The following is a 15,743-nucleotide window of genomic DNA, read 5'->3' on the forward strand; positions in this document are numbered from 1 at the left end:
CGCAATTGATCCCTCGGAGCGCTGTCTGATCGCCGTTTCGAACCACGAGCCGAAAAAGCCCGGCCTCCGGCTTAGGGCAGCATCGCCGTTTCATCATCCTGATGGTCCACCGATGCCCGCGCTCGGGCTTCCTTGATGTCGGGGGCATGCTCTTCCGCCCAGGACCTGATCTGGCTGAGCAGTCCCGCAAGGTTCTGGCCGAGCTCCGTCAATTCATACTCGACCCTCGGCGGTATGACCGGATAGACCTCGCGCCGGACGAGCCCGTCGCGCTCCAGCACGCGCAGCGTCTGCGTCAGCATTTTCGGCGTGATGCCTTCCAGCTTGCGGGCGAGCTCGCCATTGCGCAGGCGGCCGCGCCGCAACGCGCAAACCGTCAGATAGACCCATTTGCTGGCCAGCATTTCGAGCACCGTATGCGACGGGCATGTGCGCCGGAATGCATCGTAGCCAAAGGAACCGCTGTCTTCACTATCCATGAGGTATCTATATATCCGAAAGGTGCATACTAGACAAGCGATTGTTACTATCCAAATGATAGCGGCAGCAATCAAGCAGGAGAGCATCCAATGCGTGCCGTTACCCAGAATTCCGTTGGCGAACCCGACGTCCTTTTCGTCGCCGAACAGCCGGCCCCCTCGCCCAAGTCCAGCGAAGTTCTGGTCCGCGTCAAGGCCGCGGGCATCAACCCGGTCGATGGCGCGGTGCGCGCCGGCTACTTCCCTCTCATCGGCGAACCACCTTTCATTCTCGGCTGGGATATCTCGGGCACCGTCGAGGCGCTGGGCACCGGCGTGACCGCCTTCAAGGTCGGCGATGCGGTCTTCGGCATGCCGCGCTTCCCCAAGCAGGCCGCCGCCTATGCCGAGTTCGTCCCCACGCCGGTGGACGAGATCGCAGCCAAGCCTGCCGCCATCGACCATGCCCAAGCCGCGGCGCTGCCGCTGGCCGGGCTGACCGCCTGGCAGGGTCTCGTCCGCCACGGCGGCCTGCAATCCGGCCAGCGCGTCCTGATCCACGCCGGCGCCGGCGGCGTCGGCCATCTTGCCGTGCAGATAGCCAAGGCGCGCGGCGCCTGGGTCATCGCCACTGCGAGCCCGGACAAGCTTGATTACGTCCGCTCGATCGGCGCCGATGAGGTTGTCGACTACACCAAAGGCGATTTCACCGAACAGGTCCGCGATATCGATCTAGTGCTGGACGCCATGGGCGGCGACCATGCCGACCGGTCGCTGAAAGTGCTGCGCGAAGGCGGCGTGCTGGTGTCGCTGCTCAACGTCCATGATGCGACAAGGGTCAAGGCCGGGGAGCGCAACATCCGCGTCGAGCGCATGTCGGTGGTGCCGGATCGCGAGGGGCTGGTGGAACTCGCCAGGCTAGTCGATGCCAGGAAGCTCGCCGTGCACGTGGCGAAGGCTTTTCCGCTGAACCAGGCGGGTGCCGCCCATGCCTTCCTCGCCACCCGACCGATCGGCAAGGTTGTGCTGACGGTTTGATCAGCGCAGATCCCGGAAGCAAAAGGGCGCGGAGTTCCGCGCCCTTCTTTGGGTTCCGGCGCTGGCCTAGTGCCGGTACTGCTGGATCCGCGTCGTGCGCAGCCCGGCAAGGCCATATTCGTCGATCGATGCCTGCCAGGAGAGAAACTCCTCGGTGGTCAGCTTGTAGCGTTGGCAGGCCTCTTCCAGGCTGAGCAGTCCGCCGCGGACCGCCGCGACCACTTCCGCCTTGCGCCGGATAACCCAGCGCCGTGTATTCGTCGGCGGTAGATCGGCTATCGTGAGAGGGCTGCCGTCGGGCCCGATAACATATTTGACTCTAGGTCTAACCAGATCGGTCATCGTACTCTCTACTAAAAACTCAAAGACCCAATCCCCGCCACCGTACCGCCACAGCTTTAAAAATTGCCTAAGCGAAGCCTAATGACTAGGTAAGGATCGTGAACGTCGCGTTAGGTTTTCGTTCGGCATTTGAGATAATCGCGGTCCGGCCCTGATTTTGCCCGATAAAATCGCTTGAGGAGCCAAGCTGGCGCCGCCGGGATGCTTGACCTATATTCCGGCCATTGGCAGCCAGCGCCACGCAGATTGAAAGAACCATGAACAGCCTCGATCTTCCCGGACGCCCAGAAGACACCCGCGTCGTCGTCGCGATGTCGGGCGGCGTCGATTCATCGGTCGTTGCCGGCATCCTCAAGCGCGAAGGCTATGATGTCGTCGGCGTCACCCTGCAGCTTTACGACCACGGCGCGGCAACGCACCGCGCCAGTTCCTGCTGCGCCGGCCAGGACATCGACGATGCCCGCCGCGTTTCCGAGACGCTCGGCATCCCGCATTACGTGCTCGACTATGAAGAGCGCTTCCGCAAGGCGGTCATCGATCCCTTCGCCGAGAGCTACGTCGCCGGCGAGACGCCCATCCCCTGCGTGTCCTGCAACCAGACGGTCAAGTTCGCGGACCTTTTGGCCACCGCCCAGGATCTCGGCGCCGATGCTTTGGCCACGGGCCATTACATCCGCTCGCGCGCCAATGGCGCGCATCGCGCGCTCTACAGGCCGGTCGATGCAGACCGCGACCAGAGCTATTTCCTGTTCGCCACGACCCAGGCGCAGATCGACTATCTGCGCTTCCCGCTCGGCGGACTTCCCAAGCCGCAGGTGCGGGCGATCGCCGAGGAGATGGGGCTGACGGTCGCCGCCAAGCAGGACAGCCAGGACATCTGCTTCGTGCCGCAGGGCAAGTACTCCGACATTATCGCCAAGCTGAAGCCGGCGGCCGCCAATCCGGGCGATATTGTCCATATCGACGGTCGCGTGCTCGGGCGTCACGAAGGCATCTTGCGCTACACGATCGGCCAGCGCCGCGGCATCGGCATCGCTTCGGGCGAGCCGCTCTATGTCGTCCATCTCGACGCCGACCGCGCCCGCGTCATTGTCGGCCCGCGCGAGGCGCTGGAGACGCACAGGATCTACCTGCGCGCCATGAACTGGCTCGGCGACGGCCCGCTCTCCGACGTTCCGGCCGGCGGGATCGAGCTTTTCGCAAAAGTCCGTTCGACCCGGCCGCCGCGCCCGGCCGTGCTGCATCACCGCGACGGCGTGACCTCGGTCGAGCTGGTCGACGGCGAATCCGGCATCGCGCCCGGACAGGCCTGCGTGCTCTATTCCGATGACGGCGATGAGGCGCGAGTCTATGGCGGCGGCTTTATCGAGCGCTCCGAGCGCGGCGCCGAGGCCGAGGCGATGCTGTCCAGGCTTGCGCAGCAGACCGCGCACGTCCCCGCCGAGTAACCCACGCCTCCAATCGGGCGCTTTGGCTCAGGACCTCCCTTTGAGGACGTCTTAAGCGGGCGACCCGCTATGCGCCACCGTCCCAGCCGTCAGGATGCGCAGCACCCGGATCGCTTCCTCGCCGTCGGTGCGCGGTTCGGCGCGCGTCTCGATGCACTGCATGAAGTGGGCGAGCTCGCGCGTCAGCGGCATGCCTTCGCCGACCGCAACGTAGGAAGGCTCGTTGGCGGTGAACGCCCACTGGCCGCTGTCCTGCCAGACAGCGTGCCTGTAGACGGCAAGCTTGCGCTCCCACGGCTCGACATCGTCGAACACCGCCATCGCCTTGGTTCCGACCACGGTCAGCCGGCGCTCGCGATAGGGATTGAGACGAGAAGCGAACAGATGGCTGCGCACGCCGTTCGGAAAGCGCATGTGCAGATGCGCGAAGTCGCTGAGGTTGTCGAGCAGTGCCGCGCCCTCGCCCCTGACCTCGATCGGCTCGGTGCCGGTGATGGCGAGGATCATCGAGAGGTCATGCGGCGCAAGGTCCCAGAGCGCGTCGTTCTCGGTGTGAAACTTGCCGAGGCCGAGCCGGTGCGAGTGGATGTAGCGCACCTCGCCGAGCTCGCCATTGTCGATCAACGCCTTCAGCGTCTCGAAGGCGGGGTGGAAGCGCAGCACGTGGCCCACCATGAAGACGCGGCCATTGTTCCTGGCCGCCTGCACCGAACGCTCGGCGTCCGCGACCGTCAGCGCGATCGGCTTTTCCACCAGCACGTCCTTGCCGCCCTCGATGGCGCGCAGCGCCATGTCGGCATGGAATTGCGGCGGCAGCGCCATGACAATGGCGTCGACATCGGCGCGCTCGAACAACTGGTCCGGCCCGATCGCCAGGCAGTCCTGCTCGCTGGCAAAGCCTTCGGCGCGGGCACGGTTGACATCGGAAACGGCATGGAGCACGCCAAGCGCCTTGAGGGTGCGGATGTGGTTGCTGCCCCAGTATCCGCAACCGAGGACGGCGATGCGCGGCTTCATTCGTTCAAACTCTAGAATTTCGTGGCCGAGACATAGCGACGTGCCCCGTCGAACTCAACCCCGATTGCATGCGCTTCAGCGTCTGCCCGGCAAGGCTTTTCCGGGATGAGATTATGCTGATGCGTGCGGCTTGACAGCTTTGCCCTGCCAACCTTATATCCGCGCGACCTTGGCGAACGCCTCGAATTGCCCACGACCGGTGTGGTTCTTCGAGCCTCTTCGCCGCTCCTGGCGGAGTAGCTCAGTTGGTTAGAGCACGGGAATCATAATCCTGGGGTCGGGGGTTCAAGTCCCTCCTCCGCTACCATCTCACACCTGTCCGACCCGAATACATCGTTCGTGACTTGCTCGGACCCGGTTCGGTGATTTGCCGGCAGGCGCGGCACCCAGCTCCTACTGCCCGGGCTTGTGGGAAAGCCGGTCCAGCGCGTCTCGAAGCGCAGTGGCGGCACCGCCACGCTCATCGGCGGACATCAGCCCCGGTTCAAGTTCCAGCCTGAAGTGCGGCAGCTCGGTTCGAACAACGCGACAGGCGCCCGCTAGATTGGCCTTGATGACGCGGTAGGTAGCGACCGGATAGGCGATGCCCTTGACCTGGACGTGCCCCATCTCCTCACAATCGATCGTGTCCTTCACTTGCGCAAACGTCTCGTAGGAAATGAGGATGGTCCCCGGAGCCGCCTCTTGTTCCAGGCGCGAGGCGAGATTCACGGCGCCGCCGATTATCGTGTAATCCATCCGGTCCTCGCTGCCGAAGTTACCGACGGTGCAGTAGTCGGTATGGATGCCGATGCGGCAGCGCAGCGGTGTTTCGATCCCCATGTCCCGCCAGACCTCCGTAAGCTCGCTGATCCGCTTTTGCATGGCAAGCGCCATCTGCACGCAAGCCAGTGCGTCCTGCTTGACGCCGCGCGTCTCAGGGTCGCCGAAAAACATCAGGATCGCGTCGCCGACGTACTTGTCGATCGTGGCACCATGATCCAACGCGATTTTCGACATTTCCGTCAGGTAGTGATTGAGGAGCTGGGTGAGATCCTCGGATTCCATCTTGTCGGTGGTCTCGGTAAAGCCGGCGATATCGGAGAAGCATATGGTCAGCTTCTTACGCTGGCTGGCGATTCTAACGTCTTGGCGGCCGGTGAATATCGAGCTGTACACTTGGGGCGCCAGATATTTGGCCAGCTTGCTGGAAAGCGCTTCCAGGGCAGCGGACTTCTCGGCGAGGTTCTCCTCCCTTTGCTTCAGCTCGGTGATGTCCGAATAGACGGCGACCGTGCCGCCGGCGCTGATCCGCCGCTCGCTTATCATGATCCATCGTCCGTCGTGCCGCCGCTGCACCCACGGTTCGCCGGGGTTACGGTGCCGCCATAGGCGCTCCGCGACCCACTCATCGACCCGACCCTCGGCATCCCTGATGTAGCCACGCTCCGCGGATCGGCGAATGATCTCCTCGAATGCCATGCCGGGGGTTAGCTCTGCCTCCAGACCGGCGTATAGCAGTTCGCGGTAGCGGCTGTTGCTAAGGACAAGCCAGTCGTCTTTGTCATAGAGAGCGAAACCTTCGGAAATGCTTTCGATGGCATCGACCAGCCGCTGACGCGCTTCTGCAACGTCGCGCAGGTTCTTTTCCTCGACCTCGACAGCGGTATCCCGGAAGAGGCTCAGCGCCTCGGCCATGCGCCCGATTTCGTCGCTGCCCGCCGCCGGCAGCGGCGCACGAAGATCGCCGCCCGCGATCGCGAGCATGCCCTGACTCACCGCTCCCAAACGGGCGAGAAGGCTGCGGTCGACATAGAGCCAGACGACCAGAACCGAGCTCAACAGGCTGAGAAAGGCAGAGCCGAGGACAACTCCGGTGCCGTAGCGCTGGACGAGCGCGGCTTCGCGACCGGAGGCAGCGATCTCGCGGTCCGCTGCGGCGACAAGACGGTCGACGGCTGCGGTCAGACTGCGCGACAGCCGATTGTTTTCGGCCAGAAGTTTTTCGCCCTGCGCGAGGACCGCAAGCTCCTCCTCCCGTGCCTTCGGGATGCTGCTCTCACCATCGGTGAGTGCCTCGAACTCGTCCACCCGCAGCCGAAAACGGGTTTGCAGCTTTTCGTCGATCTCCGAGGAAGCCGTTTCCAGAGCGGCGAGCGAGCGGTGCAGCGGAAACAGGATCAACGCCAGGTCGCCTCGCGTCGGCGCGGTCGCGGCCTTCACCAGCGCGTCGTTTACCGCCGAGATCTCCAGCAGCGCCTTCTGCTGCGGGATGTAAGCCGCAATCGCGTGGACCATGTCGGCCATTGCCGCTGCGCGTCGATCGGGCGACAGCGACGTATCGGCCGTGACCGCCCGCCATTGCGGGAGCCTGGAATCCATCACCACGATGCCGGTGGCCAGAAGGCGTTGGCTGCCGGTCGTCGTCGCGGCGAGGCGGTTCAGAAGCTCCTCCTTGCGGGCGACGACCTCGAGGCGGGCGACAACAAGAGAGTCGAGCTCCTTCAGGTTGCGCCTCAAAACAACCGCAGCTTCCTCGATCTCAGCTAAAGGCACTGTGCCCAGCGTAGCATCTCTGAGATCCGTACGCAGGGCCTCGAGGCGGGACATCTCGAGCGCGACGGCCGCCGAGACCTTGCTGTGCTGAGCCCTGCTTGTCGCCGCCAGCACCGATGGCGCGGCGGCAGCGACCCGTTCGGCCTGGCGCGACAGCTGGAGGGAAGCCAACGCCGGCGGCACCCGATCCGTGGTGATTCGGTCGACAACGTCGCCGACTTCGAGGAAGGCATAAAGCGCCGCAGCGGTAGCCAGCACCGCAAGGCCGCTGATCCCGAAAAAGGCGAGCAACAGCCGACCGCGTATGCCGAGGCGTTCAAGCATCGTGGGGAGTCGGAACAATCCAGCCACACTGGTCTGCATCAGACTAGACGTCTCAGCGTCACGCCGGCGTTCGGCGCACCCTATTCAACCGGCACGTACTCCCCGCCCCGCCAGACGTACCAAACCCAGCTCTGCCTCGTGAGGTCGCCCTTGGCGTCGAAATCGACCCTGCCAATGACGGTGTCGAATTGCTGTTCGCGCAGTGCCGCTATGACCGCCTTTGGCGCCAGCGAACCTGCCTTCGCCACCGCCTGGGCCCAGACCTGCACCGCGCAGTAGCTCAACAGCGTATAGCCCGCGGGCTCGAAGTTGTCCGCACGGAACTGCTCCACGACCGCGGCCGCGCCGGCATTTCGCCGCGGGTCCGCCGGGAAGGTGAACAGGGTCCCCTCCGCCGCTGAGCCTGCGATCAGGGCGAATTCCTCGGTAGCCAAAGCATCTCCGGATATGAGCTGAAGCGTGTAGTCCCGGTCGCCTGCAGCGCGAGCGATCAGCGCAACGTCGGCATGATACCCGCCCACATACAAGGCCGAAATGCCGGCGGATTGCAACGCAGCGACCTCGGCTGAATAGTCGTCCTTCCCAGGCCTGTATGCGTCGTAAAAAACTTCAGTCACGCCCCGTTTGTTCAGCTGCTTCCTGGTCTCGTCGGCGAGACCCTTCCCATAGGTCGAATTGTCGTGAAGGATTGCGATCTTCTTGTCGCCCCAGTGATCGGCAAGGTAGTTGCCGGCGATGAAACCCTGCGCGTCGTCGCGGCCTATGGTGCGGAAGACATTGCCACGGCCCTGTTCGGTCAGCTGCGGATTGGTCGAGCCTGGGGATATTTGCACGACGCCCGCCGCCTCATACACTTTTGATGCGGGGATCGAGGCTCCAGAGCAATAATGCCCGACGACGAGCACCACCCCGTCGGCCACCAGCTTCTGGGCGGCCGCGACCGCCTGCTCGGGATCGCAGAAATCGTCGACCGAGATCAGCCTCACCTTCTGGCCGAGCACGCCACCCGCCGCGTTGAGGTCGGCCACCGCCCTCTCCGCGCCGCGTTGCCCCTGCTCGCCGATCCAGGCAAGCCGCCCTGTCATCGCAGACGAGACCCCGATCAGCACCTCAGCCCTCGCGGAACTGAACACGGCCGCAACTACGATCGCTAGGGCGATGACACGGTGCATGTTTTGCACCCCCTGTGAACAGTAGCTTACGCTAATCCAGTCACACCCGACAGCCCCTTCGGTAAGCGCGAGTGCCTCGGATGTGACGCGAAAACACCGCCCCGGCGCACGGGCCTAATTCTAAACCGTCGGGCATGAGCGCTCTCCATTCAAGCCTGTTTTCAAGTCTTGTTTGCCTGCAGGAAATCGCGGGCTATGGTTTGGGACTTTTGTTCTACGTTCGAAGCAGGCGCGGGTAAGACGGCGTGGCGCATAATCCTCTGGTTTCAATCGTGGTTCCTGCGCACAACGCCGAGGCAACGCTGGCGCGCGCACTCGATTGCCTTCTCGATCAGGATATAGCGGATTGGGAGGCGATCATCGTCGATGACTCCTCCACGGATCGCACCCCCGCGATCATCGCCGGTTATGTTGAGCGCGATGCCCGATTTCGCACATTGAGCTCTTGCGCGCGCAGCGCCGCCGGCGCGCGCAACAGCGGATTTTCGACAGCGCGCGGCCAATGGCTCATGTTTCTGGATGCGGACGATTGGGTGGATGCCAGCTTCCTTGCGAAAATGCTGGCCGCTCTGAAAACCGCTCCCGATGCGGTGGCCGCCTATTGCGGTTCTCGGCGCGTGATGCCCGACGGCGAGTTGACCCCGTCGAGCATCTCAACAGAGGTTGCGATCGAGCCCTTCGAAACTTTCGCGCGCCGGTGCGCCATCCGCACTCACGCGCTGCTGGTCGATCGGAAGACAATTGTCGAGTTGGGCGGTTTCGATGTGTCGCTGCGCACCTGCGAGGACTGGGACCTGTGGCAGCGCCTCGCACGTCTGGGCAAACGTTGGGTGATGGTCGACGAGCCTCTCGCTTTCCATCGGGTCAGCCCCAACTCGCTCTCCCGCAATTCGACGCAGATGCTGGCAGATGCGGCAATCGTGATCGTCCGCGGCTTTTCTCCTGATCCCAGGGTCGAACACCCGGCATCGGTTCACGCCAATGGAGCGATCGACGCGAACGGCTGCTCCGCTGCCGAAGCACTCGCGTGGTTCGCGCTGTGGAACGCCGCGTCGGATTGCGGCCGCGGCGCCTGCTCAATCGACGCGCAGTCCCTGCGCGCGGTCCCGGCAGCACGCAAATGGGCGCGTGAGATCGCCAGGGTGGTCTTCGATGGCCTTATGGCAGGAAGCCTGTCGGTGCCAGCGCAATTGGCTGCCAGGTGGGACAGGTTCGGTGGCCCCCTCACCGAGTTGATCGTCGAACTCGGCAGGGTCTGGGACGATCCCGCAGCGGGTCGCCGCGTCCAGTATCACCTTGAGCAAATGCTTCTCGACTCCGACGATCTCGCCGCGCCGCGCAGACTGACGCGGACACTCGGAATTCGCGTCGACGTTGGAAATCCGGCCTCCACCGACCTGCCGGAAGGAATCGATCGAATTTATGCGTATCTGATGATGGACGGCCGGATCGAGGCTCGCGTGCAGTTCGGCGCGCTCGGGAAAGTGACAAGGAACCATTGGATTGAGTTGGCCTCGCAGAGCGGCGTCGCCGACAAGTCAAACATGTCTGAAGCCGAGGCATCGTTGTCCATGGCGGAGCCTCCGTCCGATCCGGATAGCCACTTCGGCAAGCTGGCGCGATTGGCCGCGGAAGCGCAGGAACTGGTTCGGTCGAGCGCCGAACCTGCAGAGCCATTTGCGGCACCGCGCCGTAAACCGGCCGCGGATGACAACGGTACTGATCGCACGTCGTTCTGGAATCGCCGTTTCGCGACCGAGGATCCCTGGAACTATCGTTCGCCCTATGAGCAGGAAAAGTATGAGCGGCAGCTCGAAATTCTGCCTGCCGGTCTCATCGGACGGGCGCTTGAGCTGGCCTGCGCGGAGGGCCACTTCACGCGGCAGCTGGCGCCGCGAGTCGGCCATTTGACCGCAACTGACATCTCCAGCGTAGCCGTCGAGCGGGCGCGCGCGCGATGCAGCGGTCAGCCGAATGTCGACTTCGGCGTACTGGATTTCTCCGCGGAAACGCTTCCGGGCAAGATGGATCTGATCGTCTGTTCGGAAGTGCTCTACTACCTGGACGATCTCGCTGAGTTGCGGCGCATCGCCAAGAAATTTGTTGAGGCGTTGAAGCCTGGCGGCAGTCTCGTCAGCGCACACGCATTCGTGCTCCGAGACAATGTTGAGAGGACGGGCTTCGACTGGAACACATTCGGCGCACAAGCGATCTCGGAGACGCTGGCGGCGACCGAAGGGCTCTTCCTCGAGCGGTCGATCCAGACCGAGCTCTATCGCATAGACCGCTTCCGCCGCCTGTCACGGGACGGCGTGGCGACGGCCCCGGTGATTGATCATGTGCCAATCCACGCGCCCATCGGTGTTGGAGTCGCGCGAAATATTGTCTGGGGCGGGGCACGGGCCTTGCGCCGCGACGTCGCGCGTAGCGAGCGGCGGCAGCATGTCCCTGTCCTCATGTACCACGGCATCGCCGATGATGGTCCAGCCGCGCTCGCCCGTTTTCGGCTCACGCCCGCCGCATTCGACCGCCAGATGGCATGGCTGCGCGCCAATGGCTTTCACGCCATCACGTCCGAGGAGCTGGGATGGTCCATCGCCAACCGTGAACCTTTCGTTGGCCGCCCGGTGCTCATCACCTTCGATGACGGCTTCCAGAATTTTGCCGACCATGCCTGGCCGATCTTGCGCGCGAACGACCTGACCGCGGAAGTGTTCCTGGTAACGGACTTGGTAGGGGAAAGTGCACGGTGGGACATCGACAGCGGTCCGCCGACGCAGCTTATGGACGCTGGGACGGTGCGACGTCTCGCCGGCGAAGGTGCGTTCTTCGGAAGCCATCTGGCGACGCATCGCGCGATCGATGGTCTGTCGAGTTCTGATTTGGCCGCCGAGCTCCTGCGCTCTCGCATGTTCGTCGAACGGTGGACCGGTCGGCCGACCACGGCGTTCGCGGCACCCTTCTCTGTCACCGACCGACGGCTTGGCCGGCTGGCCAAGGAGTGCGGCTATCGGATCGGCTTCGGCGGCAAACACGGGCCGGCGGGCCTCGATTGCGATCCCATCGACCTTCCGCGCATCGAGGTTCGCGGGGATCGCTCGCTCGATGACTTTGTTGCACGTGTCGAGGCCGTGCTCGGATGAATTGTGAACAAACCGCTTCTGCTTTTTTATCGGTGTCCCGCCCGACTACCTTGTTCGCAAGTCTATTGAACGACCTGGGACACGGCTGACATCAACTCCTGCGGGTTTGGCGCCCCAAACATGTATCGCCCACCCTCTGGAACCTCCGTGAAGCTCCAGCGGACCACCCCCTGCCGGTCCAGCAGGAATTGACCGATCAGTTGTCCGTGTCCCGTTGCCATCATCTGCTGGTCGGCCTCGGTCACTTCGTATTGGTCCTTCTTGTCGAGGAATTCGCTGGCCGCAAAAGGATCCATGGGAGCGGGCAACTCGCCTGGTATGTCGACCCGCATATCCTTTGCCGCTGCCATCGAAACCTTGTACGGCCAGTTCGTGTCATCCTGGGTGAATTCGAGATTGGGCAGTCCAAAAGCACGATGCGAAGCGCGTTCAGGGTCGGAAGCCGCAAGCAGATTCGGCATCGGGTGGTAGCGGAAATAGAGACGCGCCCGTTCGATCGGCGTGTTGACCACCGTCAGGCTTTCCACCCCCTTTTCGCGCAGTTCCGGATCAAGCCGCGCCTGGGCGGCGATATGGCGTCGGCAAAACGCACAATGCAGACCTCGAAAAAGGCCAACCAGCACCGGTTTTTGTCCGCGGAAGTCGTCAAGCGCGATCTTGCCTTCCTGGGTTATGGCGTCGAGCACCACGTTCGGCGCACGATCGCCCGGTTGAAGCGGTACCAAGTCAATACGCGCGGACATTGTTCAACCTCCCACCCGGCTAGTCGAGAAAAGGCAGCACCACAAGCGCTTCCGGGTCTAGCCCGTGCTGGGCGCATATACCCTGCGCCAGGGAAAAGTAGCGTTCGGCCTCGGCCAAATTGTCGAGGTCGAGATTAAGCGTTGCCAGACCATCATAGCACGGAAACAGCAGTTGGGGTTCACTCGTTTCGCGCGCTACGTCCAGTGCTTCGTGGAACAAGCCAACCGCCAGTTCCGGACGACCGTTGCACTGGTGGATCTGCGCAAGCACGATCAACGGCACCGGCAGATGCTCGCGCTGGTCGAGTGCCCGGTCGATCTCGATGGCCTTCTCGGCAGCAGGCACGCCCTCCGTTGGGCAACGATCCGTGAAAGTACAACAAGCAACCGCCAGGTTCGCGAGGAGGCGCGCCTGAAAGCCCAAATCACCAATATGGCGCGCCACTTCAAGACCGCGCCGACAGACCTTTATCGCCTGTGCCGGATCGATGGTCGTGTAAAGCACGCCGAGATTGGTGTAGCCGCGGCAGGCCGTGCCCAGCAGACCGGCGGCTTCGGCCAATTCAATGCTACGCTCGATCTGGCGCACCGCTTCAAGGTTTCGCCCAAGGCGAGCCAGCGCGACAGCCTTGGTGTTGAGTGCCTCGGCGGTCACAAGAGTGGCGTCACGCCCTTCCTCGGAGACATGCTCCGTTGTCAGAGTGCGTACGCCATCCAGCGCCGCGTCTGCCCATTTTGCTGCGCGAGCGTGATCTCCGCTACGGAACGCCTGTCGGCCACGTTCTTGCCACAGCTGCGCCTGCTCGATCGGGGCATCCGCTCCTTCGAGCAGCGCTGCGGCTTCCGCATAGCGGGATTCTGCGTTGTCCCGCTTGCCGACGTCCCAGAGCAGCCGACCGATCTTGCGCAAAACTCGTGCCGACGCGACACGATTGCCTGATTCCCGATATGCCTGCAGCACCGTTTCGTAGTGCTGGTGCGCGACCTCGCGGCGGCCTACCGGGCCGCTCAAATCGGCAATGCGCTCCGCGATTGCCAATTTGAGCGGCATTTGCCCGATCGCGCCCAACGCAGTCAGCGCTCGCTCGTAGAAACGAAGGGCGTCGTCGTTGGCGTATATCATGCGAGCGCGATCGCCCGCCGCCTGCAAGTAATGCGCGCCTTTCTCCCGCTCCGCGCTCTGCGCGAAATGATGACCGAGCACGGTCAAATCCTCGAGCCGTTCCGGCTTGTCGCCACACAGCTGCTCCAAGGCGGCACCGACCCGCCCGTGGATATCGGTCCGGCGTTGCAACAGCAGATTCTGGTAGATCACGTCCTGCAGCAACGTTTGCGTAAAGCGGTAGCTTGGCGACGAGATCGAGCCTGATCCGGCGACCTCCTCGATGATTTCGGCATCGCAAAGCAGTTCGCAGCCGGCTTCCAAGCGGCCGGGTTCGGCTGTCACGGCTTTCAAAAGTGTGGCATCGAAGCGCGGGCCGATCACCGCGGCTTCCTGGGCCAACCGGCGCACCTCCTGGGGCAGCCGGTCGACCCGGGCAAGCAGCATTGCCTGGATAGTGGCGGGAATGCCGGTTGCGACTTCGCCTGCCGCAGTCCGCCATCGCTGGCCCTCGCGCATCAGCACACCGCGATCGATCAGGCCGCGAACGATCTCCTCTATAAAAAGCGGGTTGCCGCCGGCGCGCTCGAGGATCTGGTCGACAAGCCTGCCTGCGGACTTTACCCAGCTCTCACCGAACAGCGCCGCCAGCAGCCCGCGTCCGTCATCAGTGTTGAGCGGCGAAAGCCTGAGCGCTGTGTGACTGACCCGACTTGAGTCGAGCTGGTCGTTGTCCGGCGCCGGACGATGCGTGACCAGCAACATCAACCGCGTGCGTTCCAACCTGTCCATCACGAAACGCAGCGCCTCGAGCGACACGGCGTCGGCCCAGTGCAGATCTTCGACGACAATCAACAGCGGCGACAAGGCAAGCCGCCTTTCGATGATCGTGCGGACTGCGTAGAGGATTTGCCGCCGCAGCTGCTCGGGCTCGACATGCTGCAAGGTGGCATCGGGGTCGCCAAGGCCAAGCACATGGTAGAGCAAAGGCATCAGCCGCTTCGCCTCCTCGCCCTGCAGGCCGAGGTCGGTCAGCAAGCCTCCGAGCTTCGCCCGCATTTCATCCCCAGTATCGCTTTGCATCATCCCGGCAGCGCTGCGCACCACTGCGCCCAAGGCGCCAAAAGATTGTTCGCCCAGCGGTGAGCATGTGGCCTGCCGCACGGCGACGTTGCGAAAACGATCCTCGTCGCCGACGCGGGCGACGAATTCCTTCACCAGCCGCGATTTCCCAATACCGGCTTCTCCGACGAGGCGAACAAGTTGGGCCGAGCCGCCGCACGCCTGGTCAAGGCTGGCCAGCATTCTATGGAGCTCCGCACCACGACCTATGATCGGCGCGCTGAGGCCGAGCGCCTCGAGCCCACGCGCTGCACGCGGCAACGCAAGCGGTGCGTCCAGTCGATGGACGAGCACACTGCCTGCCTTGCCGCGAAGCACAACATCGCCCAGCGGCTCGAAAGAGAAGGCATGCCGGGTCAGCCTGTGAGTGAGTTCGCCTACCAGAACCTCACCCGGTGCGGCCAGCGATTGCAAGCGTTGCGCCGTATTCACGGTATCGCCGGTCACCGAATAAGATTTGGCGGTGCCGATGCCCAATCCGCCAGTAACGACCGGACCAGTGTTTATGCCGATGTGGAGCAACAGAGGCGAGCCGGAGTGGGGAGCGCTTTCGCCGAGCCGCGTCGTCCGGGCCATCATGTCGAGAGCGGCGCGAAGCGCACGTTCCGGATCGTCTTCATGCGCGACCGGCGCACCGAACAAGGCAAGCAATGCATCGCCGATGAATTTGTCGACGAAACCGCCAAAGTTTCGCACGGCTGCCGTCAATTCCTTGAACAGTTGGTTCTGCAGCGCTTGCATCACCTCGGGGTCGAGCTGCTCGCTGAGTGTCGTGAAGCCGCAAAGGTCGGCGAACAGGACCGTCACCGTCCTGCGATCGGCTTCAGAGACGGGATGGAACCCATCATCTTCGCTTTCGATGTTCGCGAGCAGCGACGGAGTTCGAGAAGGCGGCACAATGGTCCGGCTCGGTGTCGGAGCAGGCCGTTCGACGGCTTTTGCCGTCGCACCGACGCTTGCCCCACATTTCGGACAGAACTCGAAATCAGGTGCGCACAGGTAGCCGCAACTGGCGCATGGCACGGGCTGGCGCCTGCCACACTTCGGACAGAAAGCGAAACCGCCCTCGACCTCGAAACCGCAGCCCGAGCAGTCCATCGAGCAAGACCTCACTGGAGCCATGACGGCGTGATCTCGCCACGCACTTCACGGCCGGGTATTCAGACAAGAATGAACCGATAGTCGTCGGCCAGCAAGCGGCAGCGCAAATGGGGCATCGAGCGATCGGTCCAGGCCCGGTGGCAGAGCGCTGCCGACTCGCGCGTCTGCGTAGCCGTCGTCCACGAAAATTCCCTCTTA

General features: G+C 63.4%; 10 protein-coding genes and 1 tRNA gene. 4 read left to right on the forward strand and 7 right to left on the reverse strand.

Annotation, left to right across the window (positions count from 1 at the left end):
- Nucleotides 1–71 precede the first annotated feature (71 nt).
- Nucleotides 72–479 carry a helix-turn-helix domain-containing protein gene (locus P9228_RS12515; RefSeq protein ID WP_095777256.1) on the reverse strand — a complete coding sequence of 136 codons (408 nt, stop codon included), beginning with the start codon at nucleotides 477–479 and terminating at the stop codon, nucleotides 72–74.
- Between the two features lie 90 nt (nucleotides 480–569).
- On the opposite strand from P9228_RS12515, the gene P9228_RS12520 reads away from it, so the two are divergent.
- Complete coding sequence (locus P9228_RS12520; RefSeq protein WP_278053671.1) at nucleotides 570–1,496, forward strand: NADP-dependent oxidoreductase; 927 nt, start codon at nucleotides 570–572, stop codon at nucleotides 1,494–1,496.
- 66 nt (nucleotides 1,497–1,562) lie between these two features.
- Here the strand turns inward: P9228_RS12520 and P9228_RS12525 are convergent, their stop codons facing one another.
- Entirely contained in the window at nucleotides 1,563–1,838 is a 276-nt protein-coding gene (locus tag P9228_RS12525; protein WP_006203587.1) for a DUF1153 domain-containing protein, read from the reverse strand.
- Between the two features lie 257 nt (nucleotides 1,839–2,095).
- On the opposite strand from P9228_RS12525, the gene mnmA reads away from it, so the two are divergent.
- A complete protein-coding gene (mnmA, locus tag P9228_RS12530) occupies nucleotides 2,096–3,286 on the forward strand; it encodes a tRNA 2-thiouridine(34) synthase MnmA (RefSeq protein ID WP_278053673.1) in 1,191 nt (396 codons plus the stop codon).
- Nucleotides 3,287–3,337: 51 nt separating this feature from the next.
- Here mnmA and P9228_RS12535 read toward each other — a convergent pair whose 3' ends face one another.
- Nucleotides 3,338–4,303 (reverse strand): Gfo/Idh/MocA family oxidoreductase, encoded by a 966-nt coding sequence (locus P9228_RS12535; protein ID WP_278053674.1) that lies wholly within the window; start codon nucleotides 4,301–4,303, stop codon nucleotides 3,338–3,340.
- Nucleotides 4,304–4,533: 230 nt separating this feature from the next.
- On the opposite strand from P9228_RS12535, the gene P9228_RS12540 reads away from it, so the two are divergent.
- Nucleotides 4,534–4,610, forward strand: a tRNA-Met gene (locus P9228_RS12540).
- An 86-nt stretch (nucleotides 4,611–4,696) separates the two neighbouring features.
- Here P9228_RS12540 and P9228_RS12545 read toward each other — a convergent pair.
- Both P9228_RS12545 and P9228_RS12550 read right to left on the reverse strand, forming a co-directional pair.
- Entirely contained in the window at nucleotides 4,697–7,162 is a 2,466-nt protein-coding gene (locus tag P9228_RS12545; protein WP_278053675.1) for an adenylate/guanylate cyclase domain-containing protein, read from the reverse strand.
- An 80-nt stretch (nucleotides 7,163–7,242) separates the two neighbouring features.
- A complete protein-coding gene (locus P9228_RS12550) occupies nucleotides 7,243–8,334 on the reverse strand; it encodes a branched-chain amino acid ABC transporter substrate-binding protein (RefSeq protein ID WP_278053677.1) in 1,092 nt (363 codons plus the stop codon).
- A gap of 245 nt (nucleotides 8,335–8,579) precedes the next feature.
- On the opposite strand from P9228_RS12550, the gene P9228_RS12555 reads away from it, so the two are divergent.
- A complete protein-coding gene (locus tag P9228_RS12555) occupies nucleotides 8,580–11,477 on the forward strand; it encodes a trifunctional glycosyltransferase/class I SAM-dependent methyltransferase/polysaccharide deacetylase (protein ID WP_278053678.1) in 2,898 nt (965 codons plus the stop codon).
- Between the two features lie 62 nt (nucleotides 11,478–11,539).
- On the opposite strand, the gene P9228_RS12560 is transcribed toward P9228_RS12555, so the two are convergent.
- Both P9228_RS12560 and P9228_RS12565 read right to left on the reverse strand, forming a co-directional pair.
- Nucleotides 11,540–12,220: a redoxin domain-containing protein gene (locus P9228_RS12560; RefSeq protein WP_067326351.1), complete on the reverse strand. Its 681-nt coding sequence runs from the start codon at nucleotides 12,218–12,220 to the stop codon at nucleotides 11,540–11,542.
- 19 nt (nucleotides 12,221–12,239) lie between these two features.
- Nucleotides 12,240–15,542, reverse strand: coding sequence for an adenylate/guanylate cyclase domain-containing protein (locus tag P9228_RS12565; protein WP_278053697.1), 3,303 nt, complete (start codon nucleotides 15,540–15,542; stop codon nucleotides 12,240–12,242).
- Nucleotides 15,543–15,743 lie beyond the last annotated feature (201 nt).

The sequence above is a fragment of the Mesorhizobium sp. WSM4898 genome (genome assembly GCF_029625845.1).
Lineage (GTDB): Bacteria > Pseudomonadota > Alphaproteobacteria > Rhizobiales > Rhizobiaceae > Mesorhizobium.

Excerpts from the sequence above, each read along its gene's own strand:
- P9228_RS12515 (WP_095777256.1), bottom strand. The coding sequence starts at position 479 with ATGGATAGTGAAGACAGCGGTTCCTTTGGCTACGATGCATTCCGGCGC.
- P9228_RS12520 (WP_278053671.1), top strand. The coding sequence starts at position 570 with ATGCGTGCCGTTACCCAGAATTCCGTTGGCGAACCCGACGTCCTTTTC.
- P9228_RS12525 (WP_006203587.1), bottom strand. The coding sequence starts at position 1,838 with ATGACCGATCTGGTTAGACCTAGAGTCAAATATGTTATCGGGCCCGAC.
- mnmA (WP_278053673.1), top strand. The coding sequence starts at position 2,096 with ATGAACAGCCTCGATCTTCCCGGACGCCCAGAAGACACCCGCGTCGTC.
- P9228_RS12535 (WP_278053674.1), bottom strand. The coding sequence starts at position 4,303 with ATGAAGCCGCGCATCGCCGTCCTCGGTTGCGGATACTGGGGCAGCAAC.
- P9228_RS12545 (WP_278053675.1), bottom strand. The coding sequence starts at position 7,162 with ATGCTTGAACGCCTCGGCATACGCGGTCGGCTGTTGCTCGCCTTTTTC.
- P9228_RS12550 (WP_278053677.1), bottom strand. The coding sequence starts at position 8,334 with ATGCACCGTGTCATCGCCCTAGCGATCGTAGTTGCGGCCGTGTTCAGT.
- P9228_RS12560 (WP_067326351.1), bottom strand. The coding sequence starts at position 12,220 with ATGTCCGCGCGTATTGACTTGGTACCGCTTCAACCGGGCGATCGTGCG.
- P9228_RS12565 (WP_278053697.1), bottom strand. The coding sequence starts at position 15,542 with ATGGACTGCTCGGGCTGCGGTTTCGAGGTCGAGGGCGGTTTCGCTTTC.